Source organism: Streptomyces sp. (assembly GCF_031181705.1).
Lineage (GTDB): Bacteria > Actinomycetota > Actinomycetes > Streptomycetales > Streptomycetaceae > Streptomyces.
Map to the genome: position 1 here is coordinate 1 of NZ_JAPSKN010000070.1, position 20205 is coordinate 20205.

At 73.5% G+C, this 20205-nt stretch carries 17 protein-coding genes; 12 read left to right on the forward strand and 5 right to left on the reverse strand.

All coding sequences use genetic code 11. From position 1 onward, the window contains the following. Positions 1 to 521: NAD(P)H-dependent oxidoreductase (locus tag RIN80_RS15430; protein ID WP_309096164.1), on the reverse strand; the 521-nt coding region annotated here is incomplete at its 3' end. A gap of 268 nt (positions 522 to 789) precedes the next feature. Here RIN80_RS15430 and RIN80_RS15435 point away from each other — a divergent pair. Continuing rightward, positions 790 to 1311, forward strand: a complete 522-nt coding sequence (locus RIN80_RS15435; protein ID WP_309096165.1) for a hypothetical protein — start codon at positions 790 to 792, stop codon at positions 1309 to 1311. Positions 1312 to 1422: 111 nt separating this feature from the next. Continuing rightward, positions 1423 to 2115, forward strand: coding sequence for a class F sortase (locus RIN80_RS15440; protein ID WP_309096166.1), 693 nt, complete (start codon positions 1423 to 1425; stop codon positions 2113 to 2115). On the opposite strand, the gene RIN80_RS15445 is transcribed toward RIN80_RS15440, so the two are convergent. Continuing rightward, positions 2053 to 2445 (reverse strand): helix-turn-helix domain-containing protein, encoded by a 393-nt coding sequence (locus RIN80_RS15445; RefSeq protein ID WP_309096167.1) that lies wholly within the window; start codon positions 2443 to 2445, stop codon positions 2053 to 2055. The genes RIN80_RS15440 and RIN80_RS15445 overlap by 63 nt on opposite strands. A gap of 107 nt (positions 2446 to 2552) precedes the next feature. On the opposite strand from RIN80_RS15445, the gene RIN80_RS15450 reads away from it, so the two are divergent. Next, complete coding sequence (locus RIN80_RS15450; RefSeq protein ID WP_309096168.1) at positions 2553 to 3449, forward strand: NAD(P)-binding domain-containing protein; 897 nt, start codon at positions 2553 to 2555, stop codon at positions 3447 to 3449. Here RIN80_RS15450 and RIN80_RS15455 read toward each other — a convergent pair. Continuing rightward, a complete protein-coding gene (locus tag RIN80_RS15455) occupies positions 3446 to 4228 on the reverse strand; it encodes a TSUP family transporter (protein WP_309096169.1) in 783 nt (260 codons plus the stop codon). The two genes, RIN80_RS15450 and RIN80_RS15455, sit on opposite strands and share 4 nt — an antisense overlap. Positions 4229 to 4381: 153 nt before the next feature. On the opposite strand from RIN80_RS15455, the gene RIN80_RS15460 reads away from it, so the two are divergent. The 7 genes from RIN80_RS15460 to RIN80_RS15490 all read left to right on the forward strand — a co-directional run bounded on the left by RIN80_RS15460 (position 4382) and on the right by RIN80_RS15490 (position 12203). Next, positions 4382 to 5599 carry an FAD-dependent oxidoreductase gene (locus RIN80_RS15460; RefSeq protein WP_309096170.1) on the forward strand — a complete coding sequence of 406 codons (1218 nt, stop codon included), beginning with the start codon at positions 4382 to 4384 and terminating at the stop codon, positions 5597 to 5599. Further along, the gene (gene nirB, locus RIN80_RS15465) at positions 5599 to 8205 is read left to right on the forward strand and encodes a nitrite reductase large subunit NirB (protein WP_309096171.1); all 2607 of its coding nucleotides are present in this window, start codon (positions 5599 to 5601) and stop codon (positions 8203 to 8205) included. The genes RIN80_RS15460 and nirB overlap by 1 nt, the downstream gene beginning before the upstream one ends. Further along, entirely contained in the window at positions 8202 to 8552 is a 351-nt protein-coding gene (gene nirD / locus RIN80_RS15470) for a nitrite reductase small subunit NirD (RefSeq protein ID WP_309096172.1), read from the forward strand. The genes nirB and nirD overlap by 4 nt, the downstream gene beginning before the upstream one ends. A 132-nt stretch (positions 8553 to 8684) precedes the next feature. Further along, positions 8685 to 9617, forward strand: a complete 933-nt coding sequence (locus tag RIN80_RS15475; protein ID WP_309096173.1) for a superoxide dismutase — start codon at positions 8685 to 8687, stop codon at positions 9615 to 9617. Between the two features lie 193 nt (positions 9618 to 9810). Next, positions 9811 to 10968 (forward strand): alkaline phosphatase PhoX, encoded by a 1158-nt coding sequence (locus tag RIN80_RS15480; RefSeq protein WP_309096174.1) that lies wholly within the window; start codon positions 9811 to 9813, stop codon positions 10966 to 10968. 505 nt (positions 10969 to 11473) lie between these two features. Then, positions 11474 to 11593 carry an excalibur calcium-binding domain-containing protein gene (locus RIN80_RS15485; RefSeq protein WP_309096175.1) on the forward strand — a complete coding sequence of 40 codons (120 nt, stop codon included), beginning with the start codon at positions 11474 to 11476 and terminating at the stop codon, positions 11591 to 11593. A gap of 91 nt (positions 11594 to 11684) precedes the next feature. Beyond that, complete coding sequence (locus RIN80_RS15490; RefSeq protein ID WP_309096176.1) at positions 11685 to 12203, forward strand: NUDIX hydrolase; 519 nt, start codon at positions 11685 to 11687, stop codon at positions 12201 to 12203. 180 nt (positions 12204 to 12383) lie between these two features. Here RIN80_RS15490 and ppdK read toward each other — a convergent pair whose 3' ends face one another. Together ppdK and RIN80_RS15500 are read right to left on the reverse strand one after the other, a co-directional pair. Continuing rightward, on the reverse strand, positions 12384 to 15131 hold the full coding sequence (gene ppdK, locus RIN80_RS15495; protein WP_375141704.1) for a pyruvate, phosphate dikinase: 2748 nt from the start codon (positions 15129 to 15131) through the stop codon (positions 12384 to 12386). Positions 15132 to 15537: 406 nt separating this feature from the next. Beyond that, entirely contained in the window at positions 15538 to 16740 is a 1203-nt protein-coding gene (locus RIN80_RS15500) for an ROK family protein (RefSeq protein ID WP_309096178.1), read from the reverse strand. A gap of 105 nt (positions 16741 to 16845) precedes the next feature. Here RIN80_RS15500 and RIN80_RS15505 point away from each other — a divergent pair, with 105 nt between their 5' ends. Then, positions 16846 to 18270, forward strand: a complete 1425-nt coding sequence (locus RIN80_RS15505) for a hypothetical protein (protein WP_375141705.1) — start codon at positions 16846 to 16848, stop codon at positions 18268 to 18270. Then, positions 18267 to 20204 carry a glycogen debranching N-terminal domain-containing protein gene (locus tag RIN80_RS15510; protein WP_309096179.1) on the forward strand — a complete coding sequence of 646 codons (1938 nt, stop codon included), beginning with the start codon at positions 18267 to 18269 and terminating at the stop codon, positions 20202 to 20204. The genes RIN80_RS15505 and RIN80_RS15510 overlap by 4 nt, the downstream gene beginning before the upstream one ends. The last annotated feature ends 1 nt before the right edge of the window (position 20205 follow it).

Here is a 20205-nt window from a genome sequence, read left to right on the forward strand (position 1 = left end):
TCCGGGCCGGACGGGTCGCGCAGGGTGCCGTGGTCGTCGAAGGACGCGCCGGCGTTGTGGAAGGAGACGGTGTCGCGCACCGTCACGGCGTGCAGTTCCGCGAAGACCTGGCGGAGGTGCTCCGCGGCCCGCAGGCCGCCGGCCAGCCCGCCGTAGGAGACGAGGGCGACCGGCTTGGCCCGCCACTCGCCGTAGTGCCAGTCGACGAGGTTCTTCAGGCCCGCCGGGAAGGAGTGGTTGTACTCGGGGGTGAGGACGACGAAGGCGTCCGCGCGGGCCAGCTTCGGGGTGATGCCGGACAGCACGGCGGTCGCCTCGGGCGTCGGTTCGAGGGACGTCGGCAGCTCGGCGTCGGCGACGTCGACGACCTCGGCGACCAGGTCGTCGCGGCCCCGCAGCCGGTCCAGGAGCCAGTCGGCGACGACCGGGCCGAAGCGGCCGTGGCGGTTGCTGCCGATGACCAGGGTCACCCGGAGGGTGTCGGTCTGCTCGGCGGTGGGTGCGTCAGCGGTTGTCTTCATGCGCCACAGCCTCGTACCTCAACCATGGTTCAGGTCAAGCGCGGCCCGGCACCCGCGGGTCACCCATTCACCCGCGCCGGCCGCGAATTTCCGCCCCGGGTCAGTGCACGGCCCGTGACCTGGTGAAACGTCTCCTGACGGACCGTCGGGCCGGGCGCCCCGACACCCGTTCACCCCAATTCTGACGGGCTCTCAGAAAGCGCGCCGGCCGCGCCCGCCGTTACCTCGGAAGGGCAGGTGCACGACCGAACAGCTCGAAGGAGCACCGATGCGACGTACCGCCCGGCCGCTGACCGCCACCGCGCTCGCCGTCGCCACCGCCGCGCTCGCCGCAGCCCCCGCGCACGGCGCCCCGGCCGGTGACCTCCGGGTCTCCCCCGCCTCGGTCGAACCCGGCGCGCACGTCACGGTGCGCACCTCCGCCTGCGGGCAGGACGGCACGGCGGCGGGTGACGCCAGCGCGGTCGGGGCCGGCGCGTTCACGCTGGCGCCGGGCCGGAACGAGACGGCGGCGAGCGGGCGGTTCAGGGTGCCGCCGAGCGCGCAGCCCGGGACGTACGAGATCACCGCGACGTGCGCCGGGAGCGGTCGGCGGGTCACCGGCGATCTGGTGGTCACACTGACGGCCGGGCACGAGCAGGTGTATCCCCGGGGGAGCGTGAAGACGGGGGTCGGCGGCGCCCTGGGCCCCGATCCCGTGCAGACCGCGGCCGGTGTGGCGGCCCTCGCCGTCGCCGCCGCGGGCGGTACCTGGCTCCTGCATCGCCGGGCGAGAGGCGACGGGATCTGACGGACACCCTCCGCTGTCCGTCGCCGGTACCGCAGGTCCCCTCCCCCTCCGGGTCCGACGCCCCTCGCGGCCCGGAGGGGGCTCGGGGCGGGAGATCAGGAAAGGGTGGGTATGCGCAGGTTCCGCAGGTCCGGCGGCCCGGTGGGCAACCCGGCGAACGCGGCCATGGCGGCCGTGACGGTGTTCGCCCTGTGCTCCGGGGTGTGGCTGCTGCGCGACGGCGCCGGGACGCACGCCCCGCCGCAGCCGTCCGCCGCGCAGGCCCGTGCCGGGCAGGACGGCCGGACGGGCCAGGGCGGTCTGTACGGCCGGGCCGGCGAGTCCGGGCGGCCCGCCGCGCCGGCGCTGCCGCCCTCGCCGCCCGACCGCATCCGCATCCCGGCGATCCGGGTGGACGCGCCGCTGACCGGGCTCGGGCTGACCGGGAGCGGCAGCCTCGACGTGCCGCCGGCCGCGCACGAGAACCTCGCCGGCTGGTACGAGGCCGGCACCACCCCCGGCGAGCGGGGCACGGCGATCGTCGCGGGCCACGTCGACAACGCCGACGGCCCCGCCGTCTTCTACGGCCTCGGCGCCCTGAGGAAGGGCAGCACGATCGAGGTGGACCGGCGCGACGGCAGTGTCGCGGTGTTCACCGTGGACGCCGTCGAGGTGTACGCCGCGAAGGACTTCCCCGACGAGCGGGTCTACGGCGCCGCCCGCCGCCCCGAGCTGCGGGTCATCACCTGCGGGGGCGGCTACTCACGCGCCACCGGCTACCAGGGGAACGTCGTCGTCTTCGCGCACCTGACCGGGAGCCGGTGACCCGCCCAGGACATGGGCCTTGCCCCACGCCCCGAGCGGTTCCAGCGCCTCGTTCAGGGACACGCCCCGGGGCGTGAGCGAGTACTCCACGCGCGGCGGCACCTCGTCGTACGCCTCGCGGTGCACCAGCCCGTCGGCCTCCATCTCGCGCAGATGCGACGCGAGCACCTTCTCGGTGATGCCCGCCAGCTCCCGGCGCAGCTCGCCGAAGCGGCACGGCCGCTCGTGCAGCGCCCACAGCACGAGCACCTTCCACTTGCCGCCGATCACGTCCATCGCGGCGTCGATCCCGCACACGTACGCCCCCGGCCGCCGTCCCGTCGTCCCCATGCCCGCGCTCCCTCCCCGTGCCGCTGCCTGGATCCTTCCCACCGGGTAACCACCCACTTCCAAGTGCGTACTTGAGCAGGCGGTTCCCCGCGACGAGCCTAAACGCCATGACCGACAGCACCGTTGCCTCCCGTACCCCCGTCACCCTTCTCGGCGCCGGCGCCATGGGCACCGCCCTGGCCCGGGCCTGGCTCGCCGCCGGGCATCCGGTGACCGTCTGGAACCGCACCCCCGCCCGGGCCGAGGCCCTCGCCGCCGAGGGCGCGGTCGTCGCCCCGAGCGCCGCCGCGGCCGTCGCCGCCGGCCGTCTGGTGATCGCCTGCCTGCTGGACGACGCCTCGGTGGGCCAGGCCCTCGACGCGGCCGACCTCACCGGGCGGGACCTGGTGAACCTGACCACCGGCACCCCGGGCGAGGGCCGTGCGCGCGCCGCCTGGGCCGAGGCGCGCGGCGCGCGGTTCGTGGACGGCGGGATCATGGCCGTACCGCCGATGATCGGGGTGCCGGAGTCCGGCGGCTACGTCTTCTACAGCGGTTCGCGCGCCCTGTTCGACGAGCACCGCGCCACCCTCGCCGTCCCGGCCGGCACCCGCTGGGTCGGGACCGACCCGGGATTCGCCGCCCTGCACGACGTGGCGCTGCTGAGCGCCATGAACGGCATGTTCGCGGGCATGCTGCACGCCTTCGCCCTGGTCCGCCCGGAGGACATCGCCCCGAAGGACTTCGCGCCCCTGCTCGCCGACTGGCTGACCGCGATGGCCCCGGCCGTCCACCAGACCGCCGAGCAGTTGCACAGCGGCGACTACACCAAGGACGTCGTGTCCAACCTGGCGATGCAGGCCGCGGGAGTCCCCACGTTCCTGCGCACGGCCGAGGAGCAGCGCGTCAGCCCCGAGCTGCTGACGCCGTACCTGGAGCTGATGCGCAGGCGGGTGGCGCAGGGGCACGGGGACGAGGACGGGACGGGGATGATCGAGCTGCTGGACCTGCGCAGGCGTGGCTAGGCGAGCCACTGCTCGTACGCCAGGTTCGCCACCAGCGCGAACACCACCGTCAGCAGCACGACCCGGACGAAGCCGCTGCCCTTCTTCAGGGCCGTGCGGGCGCCGAGGGTGCCGCCCGCGAGGTTGAAGACGGCCATCAGGCCGGCCAGCTGCCACAGGACCGCGCCCTGCCAGGCGAAGGTGGCCAGGGCGCCGGCGTTGGTGCAGCAGTTGACGATCTTGGCCGTGGCGGAGGCGGTGACCAGGTCGAGGTGGAGGACGGCGGTGAGGGCGAGGACCAGGAACGTGCCGGTGCCGGGGCCGATGAGGCCGTCGTAGAAGCCGATGCCGAGGCCCGCCAGGCCGATCGCGGCGAGGATCTGGCGGCGGGTGGCCGGGCCGGCGGCGGGGGCCGTGCCGAAGGCGGGCCGCAGGATCACGAAGGCCGCGACGCCGAGCAGCACCACCATGATCACCGGCTTGAGGACCTCGGTGCTCATCCCGGCCGCGAAGAACGCCCCGCCCGAGGAGCCTGCCAGGGCGGCCAGTCCGATGCGCACGGCGGTCCCCACGTCGACCGGGGCCTTGCGGGCGTACGTCACCGCCGCGCCCGTCGTGCCGACGATGGCGACCGCCTTGTTCGTGCCCAGGGCGTGCGCGGCGGGCGTGTGCGACGGCAGGCCGAGCAGCAGCACCGGCAGCAGCAACAGGCCCCCGCCGCCGACCACGGCGTCGATCCAGCCGGCGGCGAGGGCCGCCAGACAGAGCAGGACGATCATGGTCAGCGATATGTCGGGCATGATCGCGACCCTATGCGAAGCGCCCCTCACAGTCCCCGGCCGCCCGCGTCCCGGAACCCTCACACCCACCCCCCGCGCCCGCTGAGGGCAGCGTTCCCCGTGGGAAACAGAGGTGATGCTGCCGGGTAACACCCGCATCGCACGCTCGATGACATGACCTCGAATGAGCGTGTGGTGGTGATCGGCACCGGCCTCGCGGGCGTACGGCTCGCCCGGCGGCTCGGTGAGCTCGGCACGCCCGCGACCCTGATCGGCGAGGAGGAGCACCGACCGTACAACCGGGTGCTGCTCGCCGAGGTGCTGGCCGGACGGTACAGCCCCGAGGTGATCGCCCTGCCGGCGCCCGCGCGGATGGTGCGCGCACGGGTCACCGGGATCGACCGCGAGCGGCGGAGCGTCGCCTGCGCGGACGGCTCGGTGATCGCGTACGACCGGCTGGTCCTGGCGACCGGCTCCAACCCGGTGCTGCCGCCGCTGCGCGGCCTGTTCACCGAGGACCGCGAACTGCCCGAGGGGGTCCACGCGTTCCGCACCATGGACGACTGCCTGGGCCTGTCCAAGGCGGTCCGGCCGGGTGTGAAGGCGGTCGTCATCGGCGGGGGGCTGCTCGGGGTCTCCGCGGCCCGGGCGCTCGCCCTGCGCGGTGCTCAGGTGGTGCTCGCCCAGCAGTCCGAGCGGCTGATGGAGCGCCAGCTCGACCCGGCCGCCTCGCGGCTGGTGAAGCGGCACCTGACCGACCTCGGGGTGGAGGTGCACACCGAGTGCCGGGTGCGGGACGTGCGCTGCGTCGGCGGCGCGGTCCGCTCCGTGGAGCTGGCCGACGGGTACGCCCTCGACGCCGACCTGGTGGTCGTCGCCTGCGGGGTCCGTCCCCGGGCCGGTCTCGCGCAGGCCGCCGGCCTGGACGTCCGCAAGGGCGTCGTCGTCGACGACGAGCTGCGCACCTCCGACCCGTACATCCACGCGATCGGCGACTGCGCCCAGCACGACGGCGTCCTGTACGGGCTCGCCACCCCCGCGCTGGAACAGGCCGACGCCCTCGCGGAACTGCTCGCCGGCGACGCGAGCGCCCGCTACACCGGCACCCGCTCCCTGACCCGGCTCACGCTGAACGGGCACGGCAGTCCCTTCGACCTCGCCGCGTTCGGCGAGACCGAGGCGCTGCCGGGCGACGACGTCGTCCAGCTCGCCGACGCCACCCGCGGCACCTACCGCAAGGTCGTCGTCCGCGACGACCGCCTGGTCGGCGGGGTCCTCGTCGGCGAACTCGGCACCGTCGGCGCGCTCGCCCGCGCCTGGGAGGGAGCAGAGCCGCTCCCCTGTGACGGCGGCCCGCTGCTCCACCTGCTCACCAACGATGGAGGCTCCTGATGACGGCCACCCCCGGGGCTACCCCCACGATCGTGCTCGTCGGCCACGGCATGGTCGGCCAGCGCTTCCTCGAAGCGCTCGCCGAGCGCGGCCTGACCGCCACGCACCGCGTGGTCGTGCTCTGTGAGGAGCCGCGTCCGGCCTACGACCGGGTCCAGCTCACCTCGTACTTCTCGGGCCGGACCCCGGAAGACCTGTCCATGACGGACATGCGGTTCATCGAGGACCACGGCATCGAGCTGCACATCGGCGACCCGGCCGAGACGATCGACCGGGAGGCCCGGCGGGTCACCTCCCGCAACGGGCTGGTCGTCGACTACGACGTGCTGGTCCTGGCCACCGGCTCCTACCCGTTCGTGCCGCCGGTGCCGAACAAGGACGCCGAGGGCTGCTTCGTCTACCGCACGATCGAGGACCTGCTCGCGATCGAGGAGTACGCCGCGAGCCGGGCCACCACCGGTGCCGTGGTCGGCGGCGGTCTGCTCGGCCTGGAGGCGGCGGGGGCGCTGAAGGGGCTCGGACTCGACGCGCACATCGTGGAGTTCGCACCCCGGCTCATGCCCGTCCAGGTGGACGAGGGCGGCGGCGCGGCCCTGCTGCGCACCATCGAGGAGATGGGCCTGAGCGTCCACACCGGCGTCGGCACGCAGGAGATCGTGGTCGGCGAGGACGGCGCCGTCACCGGCATGAAACTGTCCGACGGCTCCGAACTCGCCACCGACATGGTGGTGTTCTCCGCCGGTGTCCGCCCCCGCGACCAGCTGGCCCGCGACTGCGGTCTGACCGTCGGCGAGCGCGGCGGCATCGCGGTCGACGCGCAGTGCCGCACGGTCTGCGACCCGCACGTGTTCGCGATCGGCGAGTGCGCGCTGGCGGCGGACGGCCGGGTGTACGGCCTGGTCGCGCCCGGCTACGAGCAGGCGGAGACCGCCGCCGCGACGATCGCCCGGGACGAGGCGGAGTTCACCGGCGCGGACCTGTCCACCAAGCTGAAGCTGCTCGGCGTGGACGTGGCGTCCTTCGGTGACGCGCACGGCACCGCCGAGGACTGCCTGGACGTCGTCTACTCCGACTCCCGTGCGGGCCTGTACAAGAAGCTGGTCATCGGCCGTGACGGCACGCTGCTCGGCGGCATCCTGGTCGGTGACGCGGAGGCCTACGGCACGCTGAAGGCGTTCACCGGCTCCGTCCCGCCCGTCTCCCCCGAGTCGCTGGTGCTGCCCGCCGGCGCCGGCGCCCCGGCCCAGCTCGGCCCCACCGCGCTGCCGGACGAGGCGATCATCTGCTCCTGCAACAACGTCACCAAGGGCACGATCCGCGGCGCGGTCACCGAGCACAGGTGCACCACCGTGCCCGAGGTGAAGAAGTGCACCAAGGCCGGCACCACCTGCGGCAGCTGCGTCAAGGTCCTCGGCCAGCTGGTCACCGCCGAGCTGGAGGCGTCCGGCGTCGAGGTCGACAAGGGCCTGTGCGGCTGCTTCTCCCAGACCCGCGAGGAGCTGTACGAGATCGTCCTGGCGCTGCGCATCACCTCCTACCAGGACCTGCTGGACCGGCACGGCCGTGAGGAGGCCCGGGGCGGCGACGGCTGCGAGGTCTGCAAGCCGACCGTCGGCTCGATCATCGCCTCCCTCGCCCCGACGATCGGCGCGAGCGGCTACGTCCTGGACGGCGAGCAGGCCGCGCTGCAGGACACCAACGACCACTTCCTGGCCAACCTGCAGAAGAACGGCTCGTACTCGGTCGTCCCCCGGATCCCCGGCGGTGAGATCGCCCCGGAGAAGCTGATCGTGATCGGCGAGATCGCCCGCGACTTCGGCCTCTACACGAAGATCACCGGCGGTCAGCGGATCGACATGTTCGGCGCGCGCGTCGAGCAACTGCCGCTGATCTGGGCCCGCCTGGTGGACGCCGGCTTCGAGTCCGGCCACGCCTACGGCAAGTCGCTGCGCACGGTGAAGTCCTGCGTCGGCTCCACCTGGTGCCGCTACGGCGTCCAGGACTCGGTGAGGATGGCGATCGACCTGGAGCTGCGCTACCGGGGCCTGCGCTCCCCGCACAAGCTGAAGTCGGCCGTCTCCGGCTGCCAGCGCGAGTGCGCCGAGGCCCAGTCGAAGGACTTCGGCGTGATCGCGACGGCCAACGGCTGGAACCTGTACGTCGGCGGCAACGGCGGCGCGACCCCGCGCCACGCCGACCTGCTCGCGCAGGACCTGTCGGACGCCGAACTGGTCCGGCTGATCGACCGGTTCCTGATGTTCTACATCCGTACGGCCGACCGTCTGGAGCGCACCTCGACCTGGCTGGAGCGGATCCCGGGCGGCCTGGACCACGTGCGGGACGTCGTCGTGCACGACTCGCTCGGCATCTGCGACGAGCTGGAGCAGCTGATGCGGGCGCATGTCGCGCACTACCGCGACGAGTGGTCCGAGACGATCAACGATCCCGAGAAGCTCGCCCGGTTCGTGTCGTTCGTGAACGCGCCGGACACCCCCGACCCGGTCGTCGCGTTCGTGCCCGAGCGCGACCAGATGAAGCCCGACCTGCCGCTGCTGTCCATCGGCATGCGACCCGCCGACGTTCTGGAAGGAAGCGCCCAGCGATGACCCTGGCACCCGAGACCACCGACCTGAAGGTCCAGCTCTCCCTGGACGGCCACTGGTTCACGGTCTGCGACCTGAGCGCGCTGCTCCCCGGCCGCGGGGTGGCGGCCCTGCTGCCCGACGGCCGCCAGGCGGCGATCTTCCGCGACCGCACCGGCGAACTGTTCGCCGTCGACAACCGCGACCCCTTCACCGGTGCGGCTGTCCTGTCCCGCGGCCTGACGGGCACCCACCGGGGCCGCCCCTTCGTCGCCTCCCCCCTGCTGAAGCAGCGCTTCGACCTGGCCTCCGGCCAGTGCCTGGACGACGAGACGGTACGGGTGACGGCGTACGAGGTGCGGACCGCGTAACGGCCGGGGCCGACTCGCCGCGCACGCTGTCGAGTTGCTGTCGAGTCGCGCCGACCCGGTCCGCCTCCGGGGGTGCGTCGCGTTTCATCGGATGCGTCGCGTCACACCCCCACCTTCCACGGAGGCACGACCATGACCCGGAACCACCCCCGGCCGTCCCGGCGTACCGTGCTCGGCGGGGCCGTCGCCGCGCTCGCCACGGCCGCCGGCACCGCGCAGACCGCTCACGGGAGCGGCTGGCCCACCGAGTTCCCACTGCCCGACGGCTGGCTGCCCGAGGGCATCACGATCGGCGGCGGGCCCTACGCGTATCTGGGCTCCCGCGCGAACGGCGCCGTGTTCCGCGCCGACCTGCGCACCGGCCGGGGCGAGGTGCTGCACGCGGGCGGCACGGGGCTCGCGTCCATCGGGCTGAAGCTGGACCGCGACGGGCTGCTGTACGTGGCCGGGGGTGGCGGCGGCACCGCGCGGATCGTCGACGCGCGCACCGGCGAGCCGCTCACCACCCACCGGCTCACCGACGACGCCGCGCCGTTCATCAACGACGTGGTGCTGCACGAGGACCGCGCCTGGTTCACCGACTCCCGCGCCGCGGTCCTGCACGGCGTCCCGCGCGGGCGCGCGGGCCGGGTCCGCGCCCTGCCGATCGGCGGCGAGTGGGTGCAGGCGCCCGCCGGGACCAACAGCGCCAACGGGCTGGTCGCCACCCCCGACGGGAGCGCGCTGATCGTCGTCAACGCGGGCCGTCTGTACCGCGTGTCCCTCCGGACCGGTCACGCCACCGTGATCGCGCTGGAGGGGGCGGCCGACGTGACAGGCGGCGACGGCCTGGTCCGCGTCGGCCGCACGCTGTACGTCGTGCAGAACCGCCTGAACAAGGTCACCGTCTGGAGCCTCGACCGGCACGCCACCACCGCCACGCTCACCCGGACGATCACCGACCCGCGTTTCGACGTGCCGACGACGGCCGCCCGCTGGGGTGACCGCCTCTACCTCGTCAACGCCCGCTTCACCAGCCCGCAGACACCCGAGACGACGTTCACCGCGGTGGCCGTGCCCCGGTAGGCCACCGCGGTTCTCCCTCCCCCGCAGGTACCGGCACCTCACGCGGCCACGGGCGGCTCACAGCGTGCCGCCCCCCGGCCACTGGTTGTCCATGCTCCGTCAACCCGGCTCCTCTAGCGTCCCGTTGCGCTCCCCCCACGCACGACCCTGCCGTCGACCGGCGGCAGGGCGGTACGGCACCTCTGGAGTGAGAGTGGAACGTCGTAGCCTCCTGCGTGCGGCCGTCCTCGGCGGTACCTCCGCCGCGCTGGGCGGAACCCTGTGGCGCGGCGCCGCGTACGCGGCCCCGGCCCAGCCCGGCGCCGGCCCCTACGGGGCGCTGGGCGCCCCGGACGCCAACGGCATCAGACTCCCCGGCGGCTTCACGAGCCGGGTGATCGCCCGCTCCGGCCAGCGGGTCGGCAGCACGTCGTACACCTGGCACAACGCCCCGGACGGCGGCGCCTGTTACGCCGACGGCACCGGCTGGATCTATGTCTCCAACTCCGAGATCAACCCCTCGGGCGGCGCGAGCGCGGTGAAGTTCTCGTCGACCGGCGCGATCACCGGCGCGTACCGCATCCTGTCGAACACCCGCACCAACTGCGCGGGCGGCAAGACACCGTGGAACACCTGGCTGTCCTGCGAGGAGGTCGACCGCGGCTACGTCTACGAGACGGACCCCTGGGGCGTGCAGGCGGCCGTGCGCCGTGACGCGATGGGCCGCTTCAAGCACGAGGCGGCGGCCGCCGACCCGGTGCGCCGGGTCGTCTACCTGACCGAGGACGTCACCGACGGCTGCTTCTACCGCTTCCGGCCCACGACCTGGGGCGACCTCTCCTCCGGCACCCTGGAGGTGATGGTGGCGGGCAGCGGCACGAGCGGTCCGGTCACCTGGGCGCGCGTGCCCGACCCGACCGGCGCCACCGCCACCCGCAACCAGGTCTCCGGCGCCAAGCGCTTCAACGGCGGCGAGGGCTGCTACTACGCCGACGACACCTGCTGGTTCACCACCAAGGGCGACAACCGCGTCTGGCAGTACAACGCCGCCGCGCAGACCATCGAACTCGCCTACGACGACTCCCTGGTCACGTCCGGCACGGCCCCGCTCACCGGCGTGGACAACGTCACCGGCTCGGCCTCCGGCGACCTCTTCGTGGCCGAGGACGGCGGCACCATGGAAATCTGCGTCATCACCCCCACCGACGTGGTCGCCCCCTTCCTGCGGGTCGAGGGCCAGTCCGGCTCGGAGATCACGGGCCCGGCCTTCTCCCCGGACGGCACCCGCCTGTACTTCTCCAGCCAGCGGGGCACCAGCGGCAGTTCCTCGGGCGGCATCACGTACGAGGTGCGGGGCCCGTTCCGCGCCTAACCCCACCCCGCCCTGCTTCACACGACCATCACGGAATGGCCACCTCTCCCCCATCCCGGGCCACCCGGTCCTACGGTCGTCCCCTCACGTACCACCACTGGGGGGACGACCATGCCCCATCCGCACTCCCGCCCGCCGCACGGCGGTCCGCACCCCGCTCCGCGGCCGGACCGGCCGGCACCCCGCTGGGCCCGCAGGCGCTGTGTGCTGCCCGCCCTCACCCTGGCCCTGCTCGCGGGCATCGGGATCGGCGCGGGCGGCGGGGAGAGCGGCACGGACGCGAAACCCGCGTCAGCACCGCCGCGGCCGACCGTCACGGTCACCGCGACGGCCACGGCCACGGCCACCGCGGCCCCGCCCGCCGGGAAGCCGGAAGCCGCCCCCACCGTCACCGCGACGAGGACCGTCCGGGCCACCCCCCCCCGTCACGGCCCGGCCGGCGGCCGGCGGCGGCTCCGGCGACGGCGGCGACGACCAGGGCAGCGGCACGGGCGGCGGCACGGGCGTGTACTACGCCAACTGCGGCGAGGTCCGGGCCGCCGGTGCCGCCCCCATCCGCCGGGGCGAGCCCGGCTACGCCTCCCACCTGGACCGGGACGGCGACGGGGTCGCCTGCGACACCTGAGCCGGACGCGCCGGTGACCATCGCCGGGTTCGGCCGTTCCTCCGTTCGGGCAGCTCGTCCGGGCTGTCCTGCCGACGGAAGGGACATCACCGTGGACACGACCGCGCCCGCCACCGACGTACCGCGCGTGCTGCCGCGCGCCGAGTGGATCAAGACGCTGCCGCAGACCGTCGTCGCGTCCTGCGTCCTGCTGCTCGACCCGGAGGACCGGATCCTGCTGCTGCGCTACGCCGCCGGCCAGCCCGGTGCCGGGCTCTGGGGACTGCCGGGCGGCATGCTCGACCACGGCGAGGACCCGCTCGGCGCCGCCTGCCGGGAGGTGCACGAGGAGACCGGGATCGTGCTGGACGGCACGCCCCGGCTCATCGGCTACGACCACCGGGCCGACGTGAAGGGCACCGGGCCGGTGATCGACTTCTACTACTACGGTGGCCGGCTCCCCGCCGCCCCCGCCGTCCGGCGCAGCGGCGAGCACGACGACCACGGCCTGTTCGCCCTCGACGAGCTCGGTTCCACCGCCCTGCTGCCCCCGCTGCCCTCCCTCTCCGCCCTGCACACCGCGGCCCTGGCCGGCACCGTCGTACAGCTGCGGGAAGGCATGCCGCGGTGACTCCCGCGCCGTGACGACCGGGTCGTCCGGCGTGCGGTGGGGAACCCACGCCCGCCTGAACGGAACGCGAGAGCGGGCCCCACCTCCGCACCAGGTGGGGCCCGCTCCCTTCGTGGACCGGAGCCGCCGCGATCGGTGAGGGTCGGGGACCGTCGGCGGCTCCGGGTCGGTGGTCCCGGGCTAGCGGTGGTCGCTGCCCTGGGACTGGACGGCCGCCCGGCCCGCTTCCAGGCGGGCGACCGGGATGCGGAACGGGGAGCAGGAGACGTAGTCGAGCCCGACCTCGTGGAAGAAGTGGACCGACTCCGGGTCGCCGCCGTGCTCTCCGCAGACGCCGAGCTTGAGGTCGGGCCGGGTCTCGCGGCCGGCCTTGGCGGCCAGCTTCACCAGGGAGCCGACGCCGTCCTTGTCGATCGTCTCGAACGGGGAGACACCGAAGATGCCCTTCTCCAGGTAGGCGGTGAAGAAGCTCGCCTCGACGTCGTCGCGGGAGAAGCCCCACACCGTCTGGGTGAGGTCGTTCGTGCCGAAGGAGAAGAACTCGGCCGCCTCGGCGATCTGACCGGCGGTCAGCGCGGCGCGCGGCAGTTCGATCATCGTGCCGATGGACAGCTTCAGCTCGGCGCCCGAGGCCGCCTCGACCTCGGCGATGACCTTGTCGGCCTCCTCGCGGACGATCTCCAGCTCCTGGACCGTGCCGACGAGCGGGATCATGATCTCGGCGCGCGGATCGCCCTTGGCGGCCTTGCGCTCGGCCGCGGCCTCGGCGATCGCGCGGACCTGCATGGTGAACAGGCCGGGGATGACCAGGCCGAGGCGGACACCGCGCAGGCCGAGCATCGGGTTCTGCTCGTGCAACCGGTGCACGGCCTGCAGCAGGCGCAGCTCGTTCTCGTGCGGCTCCTGGCGGGACTCGGCCAGGGCCACGCGGACGGACAGCTCGGTGATGTCCGGCAGGAACTCGTGCAGCGGCGGGTCCAGGAGGCGGACGGTGACCGGCAGGCCGTCCATCGACTCGAAGAGCTGTACGAAGTCCTGCTTCTGCAGCGGCAGCAGCTGCTTGAGGGACTCCTCGCGCTCGGCGTCCGTGTCGGCCAGGATCAGCCGCTCCACCAGCTCGCGCCGGTCACCGAGGAACATGTGCTCGGTACGGCACAGGCCGATGCCCTGGGCGCCGAAGCGGCGGGCGCGCAGCGCGTCCTCGGCGTTGTCGGCGTTGGCGCGCACGCGCAGGCGGCGCTTGCGGTCGGCGAAGGCCATCATGCGGTGCACGGCCTCGACCAGCTCGTCGGCGTCGTCGGCGCCCGGGTGCATCCGGCCCTCGAAGTACTCCACGACCGGGGAGGGCACGACCGGCACCTCGCCGAGGTAGACCTTGCCGGTGGAGCCGTCGATGGAGACCACGTCGCCCTCCTCGACGACGTGCCCCCCGGGGACGGTCATCCGGCGGCGCTTGGTGTCGACCTCCAGCTCCTCGGCGCCGCAGACACAGGTCTTGCCCATGCCGCGGGCGACGACGGCCGCGTGGGAGGTCTTGCCGCCGCGCGAGGTCAGGATGCCCTCGGCGGCGATCATGCCGTCCAGGTCGTCGGGGTTGGTCTCGCGGCGGATCAGGATGACCTTCTCGCCCGAACGGGACCACTTGACGGCCGTGTAGGAGTCGAAGACGGCCTTGCCGACGGCGGCGCCGGGCGAGGCGGCGATGCCCCGGCCGACCTGCGCGACCCTGGCGCTCTCGTCGAAGCGCGGGAACATCAGCTGCGCGAGCTGGGCGCCGTTGACGCGGGTGAGCGCCTCGGCCTCGTCGATCAGGCCCTGGTCCACCAGCTGGGTCGCGATACGGAAGGCCGCGCCCGCGGTGCGCTTGCCGACGCGGGTCTGCAGCATCCACAGCACACCGCGCTCGATGGTGAACTCGATGTCGCAGAGGTCCTTGTAGTGGTTCTCCAGGGTCTGCATGATCTGCATGAGCTGGTCGTACGACTTCTTGTCGATGCGCTCCAGCTCGGCGAGCGGCACGGTGTTGCGGATGCCCGCCACGACGTCCTCGCCCTGCGCGTTCTGCAGGTAGTCGCCGTAGACGCCCTGGTGGCCGGAGGCGGGGTCGCGGGTGAAGGCGACGCCGGTGCCGGAGTCGGGGCCGAGGTTGCCGAAGACCATGGAGCAGACGTTGACGGCGGTGCCCAGGTCGTGCGGGATGCGCTCCTGGCGGCGGTAGAGCTTGGCCCTCTCGCCGTTCCAGGAGTCGAAGACGGCCTTGATGGCGAGGTCCATCTGCTCGCGCGGGTCCTGCGGGAAGTCCCGGCCGGCCTCGGTCTTGACGATCTTCTTGAACTTGGTGACGAGCTTCTTGAGGTCGGCGGCCTCCAGCTCGGTGTCGTCCGTGACCTTCTTGGCCGCCTTCGCCGCCTCCAGCGCGTCCTCGAACAGCTCGCCGTCGACGCCCAGGACGGTCTTGCCGAACATCTGGATCAGGCGACGGTAGGAGTCCCACGCGAAGCGCTCGTCGCCGGCCTGCTTGGCCAGGCCCTGTACGGACTTGTCGGAGAGTCCGATGTTGAGGACGGTGTCCATCATGCCGGGCATGGAGAACTTGGCGCCCGACCGCACCGAGACCAGCAGCGGGTCGTCCGGCTGCCCGAGCTTCTTGCCCATGCGGGCCTCGAGCGCGTCGAGGTGCGCACTCACCTCGTCACGCAGTGCCGCCGGCTCCTCGCCACTGTCCAGGTAGACCTTGCAGGCCTCGGTGGTGATGGTGAAGCCGGGCGGGACCGGAAGGCCCAGGTTCGTCATCTCGGCGAGGTTCGCGCCCTTGCCACCGAGGAGGTCCTTGAGGTCCTTGTTGCCCTCGGTGAAGTCGTAGACGAACTTCACGCCCTCAACACTCTTACCGTGCTCAGCTACGTGGGGATCTTTGTTTTCCGACACGGGTCTCGACTCCTCGAGGACGCGGTGGCTGCCCTGACGGCGAGGAACATACCCAGATCAAAGGCGTCTGGGGAGGTCCACTCGCGCGTCATACGCCTGTAACCACTCGTCCGCCAGCGGATCGAAAGTCAAGGCGGGGCAAGCGATCACAGCCGCATGTCTTCACTTCTTGAACGCAAGAACCTCCTCGCACCCCGTCGAGCGCTCATGTGAGCGAAGTTTCCGCACATTTGATTTCGCTCGATGAACGATCAAAGGGTGGCACTCAGTGCCACCCTTTGGAGAAGTGCAGCCGCTCACGATCCGCTCATCTGAGCGCAACCCTTATCAAGGGTGGCGAGAATCACGCTGCCACAGCCGACCGCTTTTCACCATGCGGACGCGTCCTCGGACCGAAACCCGCCCGTCACACCCCGAGCGCGCGCAGCCGCTCCTCGACCCGCTCGGGCGCGTAGAGGTGCTCCACGACCATCGCACCGGCCCCCACCAGCCCGGCCCGCTCGCCCAGCCGCGCGGTGACGACGTCGAGGCGGGCGGTGGAGCGGGGCAGCGCCCGCTGGTAGAGCAGCTCGCGCACGCCCGTGAGGAAGGGGGTTCCGGCCAGATCTCCGGCGATCATCAGCACGCCCGGATTGAGCAGGGTCACGACGGTCGCGAGGACGTCCCCGACGAGCCGTCCGGCCTCCCGGGCGAGTCCGACCGCCTCCGGGTGCCCCGCGGCCAGCAGGTCGCGCACGTCCGAACCGGAGGCGGCCGGCACCCCGGCCTCCGAGAGCCGCCGCGCGACCGCGCCGCCGCTCGCGACGGCGGCCAGACAGCCGTAGGAGCCGCAGCGGCACAGCGCCTGGGCGCCCTCGGGCACCCTGATGTGCCCGATGTCCCCGGCGCCGCCGTCGACGCCCCGGAACACCGAGCCGTCGACCACGACCCCGGCGCCGATGCCGGTGGAGACCTTGACCAGCACCAGGGCGGAGCAGTCGGGATAGCCGGTGCGCTGCTCGCCGTACGCCATGAGGTTGGCGTCGTTGTCCACCAGGACCGGCACCGGACCCGCGCCCGTGTGCTCGGTGAGGGCGCGGGCCGTCCGGCCCCTTATGTCGTAGCCGTCCCAGCCGGGCATGATCGGCGGCTGCACGACGCGGCCGGTCTCGCTGTCGACCGGCCCGGGCACCGCGAGGCCGATCCCGCACACGGCCTGCGCCCCGTGGCCGGCCTTCTCCAGCAACTCGGCGAACCAGCGCCCCAGTTCGCCGAGCACCACGTCCGGCCCGTCCTCGACGACGAGGGTGCCGGAGTGCTCGGCGAGGATCTCGCCGCTCAGCGACAGCACGGCCGCCCGGGCGTGCCGCGTGTCCAGGTCGGCGGCCAGCACCACCGCGTGCTCGTCGTCGAACTCCAGCGTGATGGAGGGCCGTCCGCCCAGCGGGGAGTCCACCGGCCCGCCGGCCCCCTCGCGCAGCCAGCCCGCGCGGAAGAGCCGGTCCAGGCGCTGCCCGACGGTCGCCCGGGACAGTCCGGTCGCCTGCTGCAGCGCACCGCGGGTCGTGGCGCGGCGGCTGCGCACCAGTTCGAGCAGATCGCCGGCGCTGGCCTGAACACGTCCCGTCATGCGCACCCCCTTGTGTTTCCCAACTCTGCAATACATATTGGGTTTTGCGTGTTAAATAGACGTAACTCTACGGTAGCCCTGTCGATCCTGGTCAGGAGTACGTCTTTGGGAGAGCCCCGAGTGGAGCACATCGCCCGGCGCGCCGCGCGTGCCGGGCGCGAGATCGCGTACGACCCGGCCGCCGCGCCGCCCTCCTTGCCGGCCGGGGCCGCGCGGGTGCTGGAGGGCAACTGGACGGGCCGGTCCACCGTGCCCTCCCGGGGCCTGTATCCGCACCAGTGGTCGTGGGACTCGGCGTTCATCGCGATCGGCCTGCGGCACCTGTCGCCGTTACGCGCCCAGACGGAGCTGGAGACGCTGCTCGCGGCGCAGTGGGGCGACGGGCGGATCCCGCACATCGTCTTCCACCCCTCCGTCCCGCTCGACGCGTACTTCCCGAGCCCCGACTTCTGGCGCTCGTCGGCCGCGGGGCGCTCCGCCGGGGCCCCGCGCACCGTACAGACCTCCGGCATCGTGCAGCCACCGGTCCACGCGCTGGCCGTGTGGCTGGTGCACCTCGCCGACCCGGGCCTGTCGAGAGCGCGCGGCTTCCTGCGCCGGGCCCGTCCCCGGCTCGCCGCCTGGCACCGGTACCTGCTGCGCCGGCGCGACCTGGGCGGGGGCGGCCTGGTGTCCGTCGTGCACCCCTGGGAACAGGGTATGGACAACAGCCCCTGCTGGGACCGCCCGCTGTCCCGGGTCACGCCGGCCCCGGCCGGCTCCTTCCGCCGCGCCGACCTGGCCCACGGCACGCCCGAGGACCGGCCGACGGACCTGGACTACGGGCGCTACGTGCGGCTGGCGGCGGACTACCGGGACGGCGGATACGCCGACGGCCGGGGCGAGTTCGCCGTGGAGGACCCCGCCTTCAACGCGCTGCTCATCGCCTCCGAGTACGCCCTGGCCCGGATCGCCGACGAGCTGGGCGCATCCGGCCGGGAGCCGGCCGCCCGCGCCGCGCGGCTGACGGCGGCGCTGGTGGAGCGGCTGTGGGAGCCGGCCGCCGGGATGTTCCTGTGCCGGGACGTGCGCGCCGGGGAGCTGATCCCCGCACGCGGGGTCTCCGGGCTGATCCCGCTGCTGCTGCCCGACCTGCCGCGCGACCTCGCGGCCGCCCTGGTGCGCACGGTCTGCGGCCCGCACTTCGGCCTCGGCTCCACGACCCGCCTGGTCCCGAGCCACGACCTGCTCGACGAGGCCTTCGACGCGCACCGCTACTGGCGCGGCCCGGCCTGGTTCAACACCAACTGGCTGCTGGAGCGCGGGCTGCGGCTGCACGGCGAGCGCGGCCGGGCCGACGCCCTGCGCAGGGGCATGCTGCACACCGCCGGCGCCTCCGGCTTCGCGGAGTACGTCGACCCGTACACGGGACAGGCCCGCGGCGCCACCGGCTTCGGCTGGACCGCCGCGCTCACGCTCGACCTGCTGCACGACCGTCCCACAGGGGACCGGAACGGCCTCACGGCGATCAAGGGAGGGGACCGGGGATGACGGACCGGCATCATCTGCTCGTGCACGGCCAGACGTTCGCCGCCGTGGGCGATCGCGGCGACATCAGCGGCTACCGGGGCGGCAGCGCACCGGACGGCCTGTTCGTACGGGACGCGCGGCACCTGAGCCGGTGGCAGCTCACCGTCGACGGTGCCGTGCCGGAGACGCTGACGCCGGTGGCCGACGGGGACACCGCGCGCTGTGTCCTCGTCCCGCGCGGCGGCCGTGACGAGCCGCCCGCGTACACGCTCTTCCGCGAACAGGCCGTCGGAGACGCCTCGTTCGTGGAGTCGCTGCGCGTCACCAGCAACCGCCCGGTGCCGACGACGGTGCGCCTGGCGGTCACGGCCGACGCCGACTTCACCGACCAGTTCGAGCTGCGCTCCGACCACCGCACCTACACCAAGGCCGGTGCCGTCCGCTCCCGCCAGGTCCTCGGCCACGGCGTGGAGTTCGTCTACCGGCGGGGCGAGTGGCGCTCGGTGACCAGCGTGACGGCCGAGCCCCGGCCGGACACCGTGGAGGAGACCGGCACCGGCGCCCGCCGCCTGGTGTGGAGCGTGGACCTCGCCCCGCACGGCACCGCCGAGCTGGTGCTGCGGGTCATCGCCCGTCCGCACGGCGACCGGCGCGCCCTGCGCGTGCCCCGCTCCCCCGCCGCCGTCCAGCGGCACCTCATCGCCCGGGAGGGCGCGTTCATGGCGGGGGTGGCGTTCCCGAGCGGCTGGCCGGAGCTGGCCGCGGCCTGCGCGCGGGGCCTGGCGGACCTGGCCGCGCTCCAGGTCCCGGCCACCGGCCCGGACGGCGAGGAACTGCGCGTCCCGGCCGCCGGTGCCCCCTGGTTCCTCACCCTGCTGGGCCGGGACGCCCTGCTGACCTCCCTGTTCGCGCTGCCCTACCGGCCGGGCCTGGCCGCCGCGACCCTGCCCGCGCTCGCCGCGACCCAGGCCACCCGGGCCGGTGCCGACGAGGTCGCCCAGCCGGGGAAGATCGTGCACGAGGTGCGCCACGGCGAGCTGGCCCACTTCGGCCAGGTCCCCTACCGCCGCTACTACGGCTCGGTCGACGCCACCCCGCTGTTCCTGGTCCTGCTCGGCGCGTACACCGAGTACACCGGCGAGACGGCCCTGGCCCGCCGCCTGGAGCCCCACGCCCGTGCGGCCGTCGGCTGGATGCTCGACCACGGCGGCCTCACCTCGCGCGGCTACCTCGTCTACCGCGCCGACCGGGGCGGCCTCGCCAACCAGAACTGGAAGGACTCCCCCGGCGCCATCTGCTCCGCCGACGGCACCCGCCCGCACGGCCCGGTCACGGCGGCGGGCGCCCAGGGCTACGCCTACGACGCGCTGCGCCGCACGGCGTGGCTCGCGCGCACGGTCTGGCAGGACGGGACCTACGCGGACCTGCTGGAGCAGGCGGCCGGTGATCTGCGCGACCGGTTCCAGCGGGACTTCTGGATGCCGGAGCACTCCTTCCCGGCGCTCGCGCTCGACGGCCGGGGCGCCCGGGTGGACGCGCTCGCCTCTGACGCCGGGCACCTGCTGTGGTCGGGCCTGCTGGACAAGGAGTACGGCGAACAGGTCGGGCGGCGCCTGCTGCAGCCGGACTTCTTCTCCGGCTGGGGCGTGCGCACCCTGGCCGCCGGGCAGCCGGCGTACCACCCGCTGTCCTACCACCGCGGTTCGGTCTGGCCGCACGACAACGCGCTGATCGCCCTGGGCCTGGCCCGCTACGGACTGCACGACGAGGCCCGCGCGGTCGCCCACGGCCTGGTCGACGCGGCGGCCGTGACCGGGCACCGGCTGCCGGAGGTGCTCGCCGGGTACGGCCGTGACACCCATCCGGAGCCGGTGCCGTACCCGCACGCCTGTGTGCGCGAATCACGGTCGGCGTCGGCCCCGTTGGCGCTGCTCACGGCGGTCGGCGGCGCCTGAG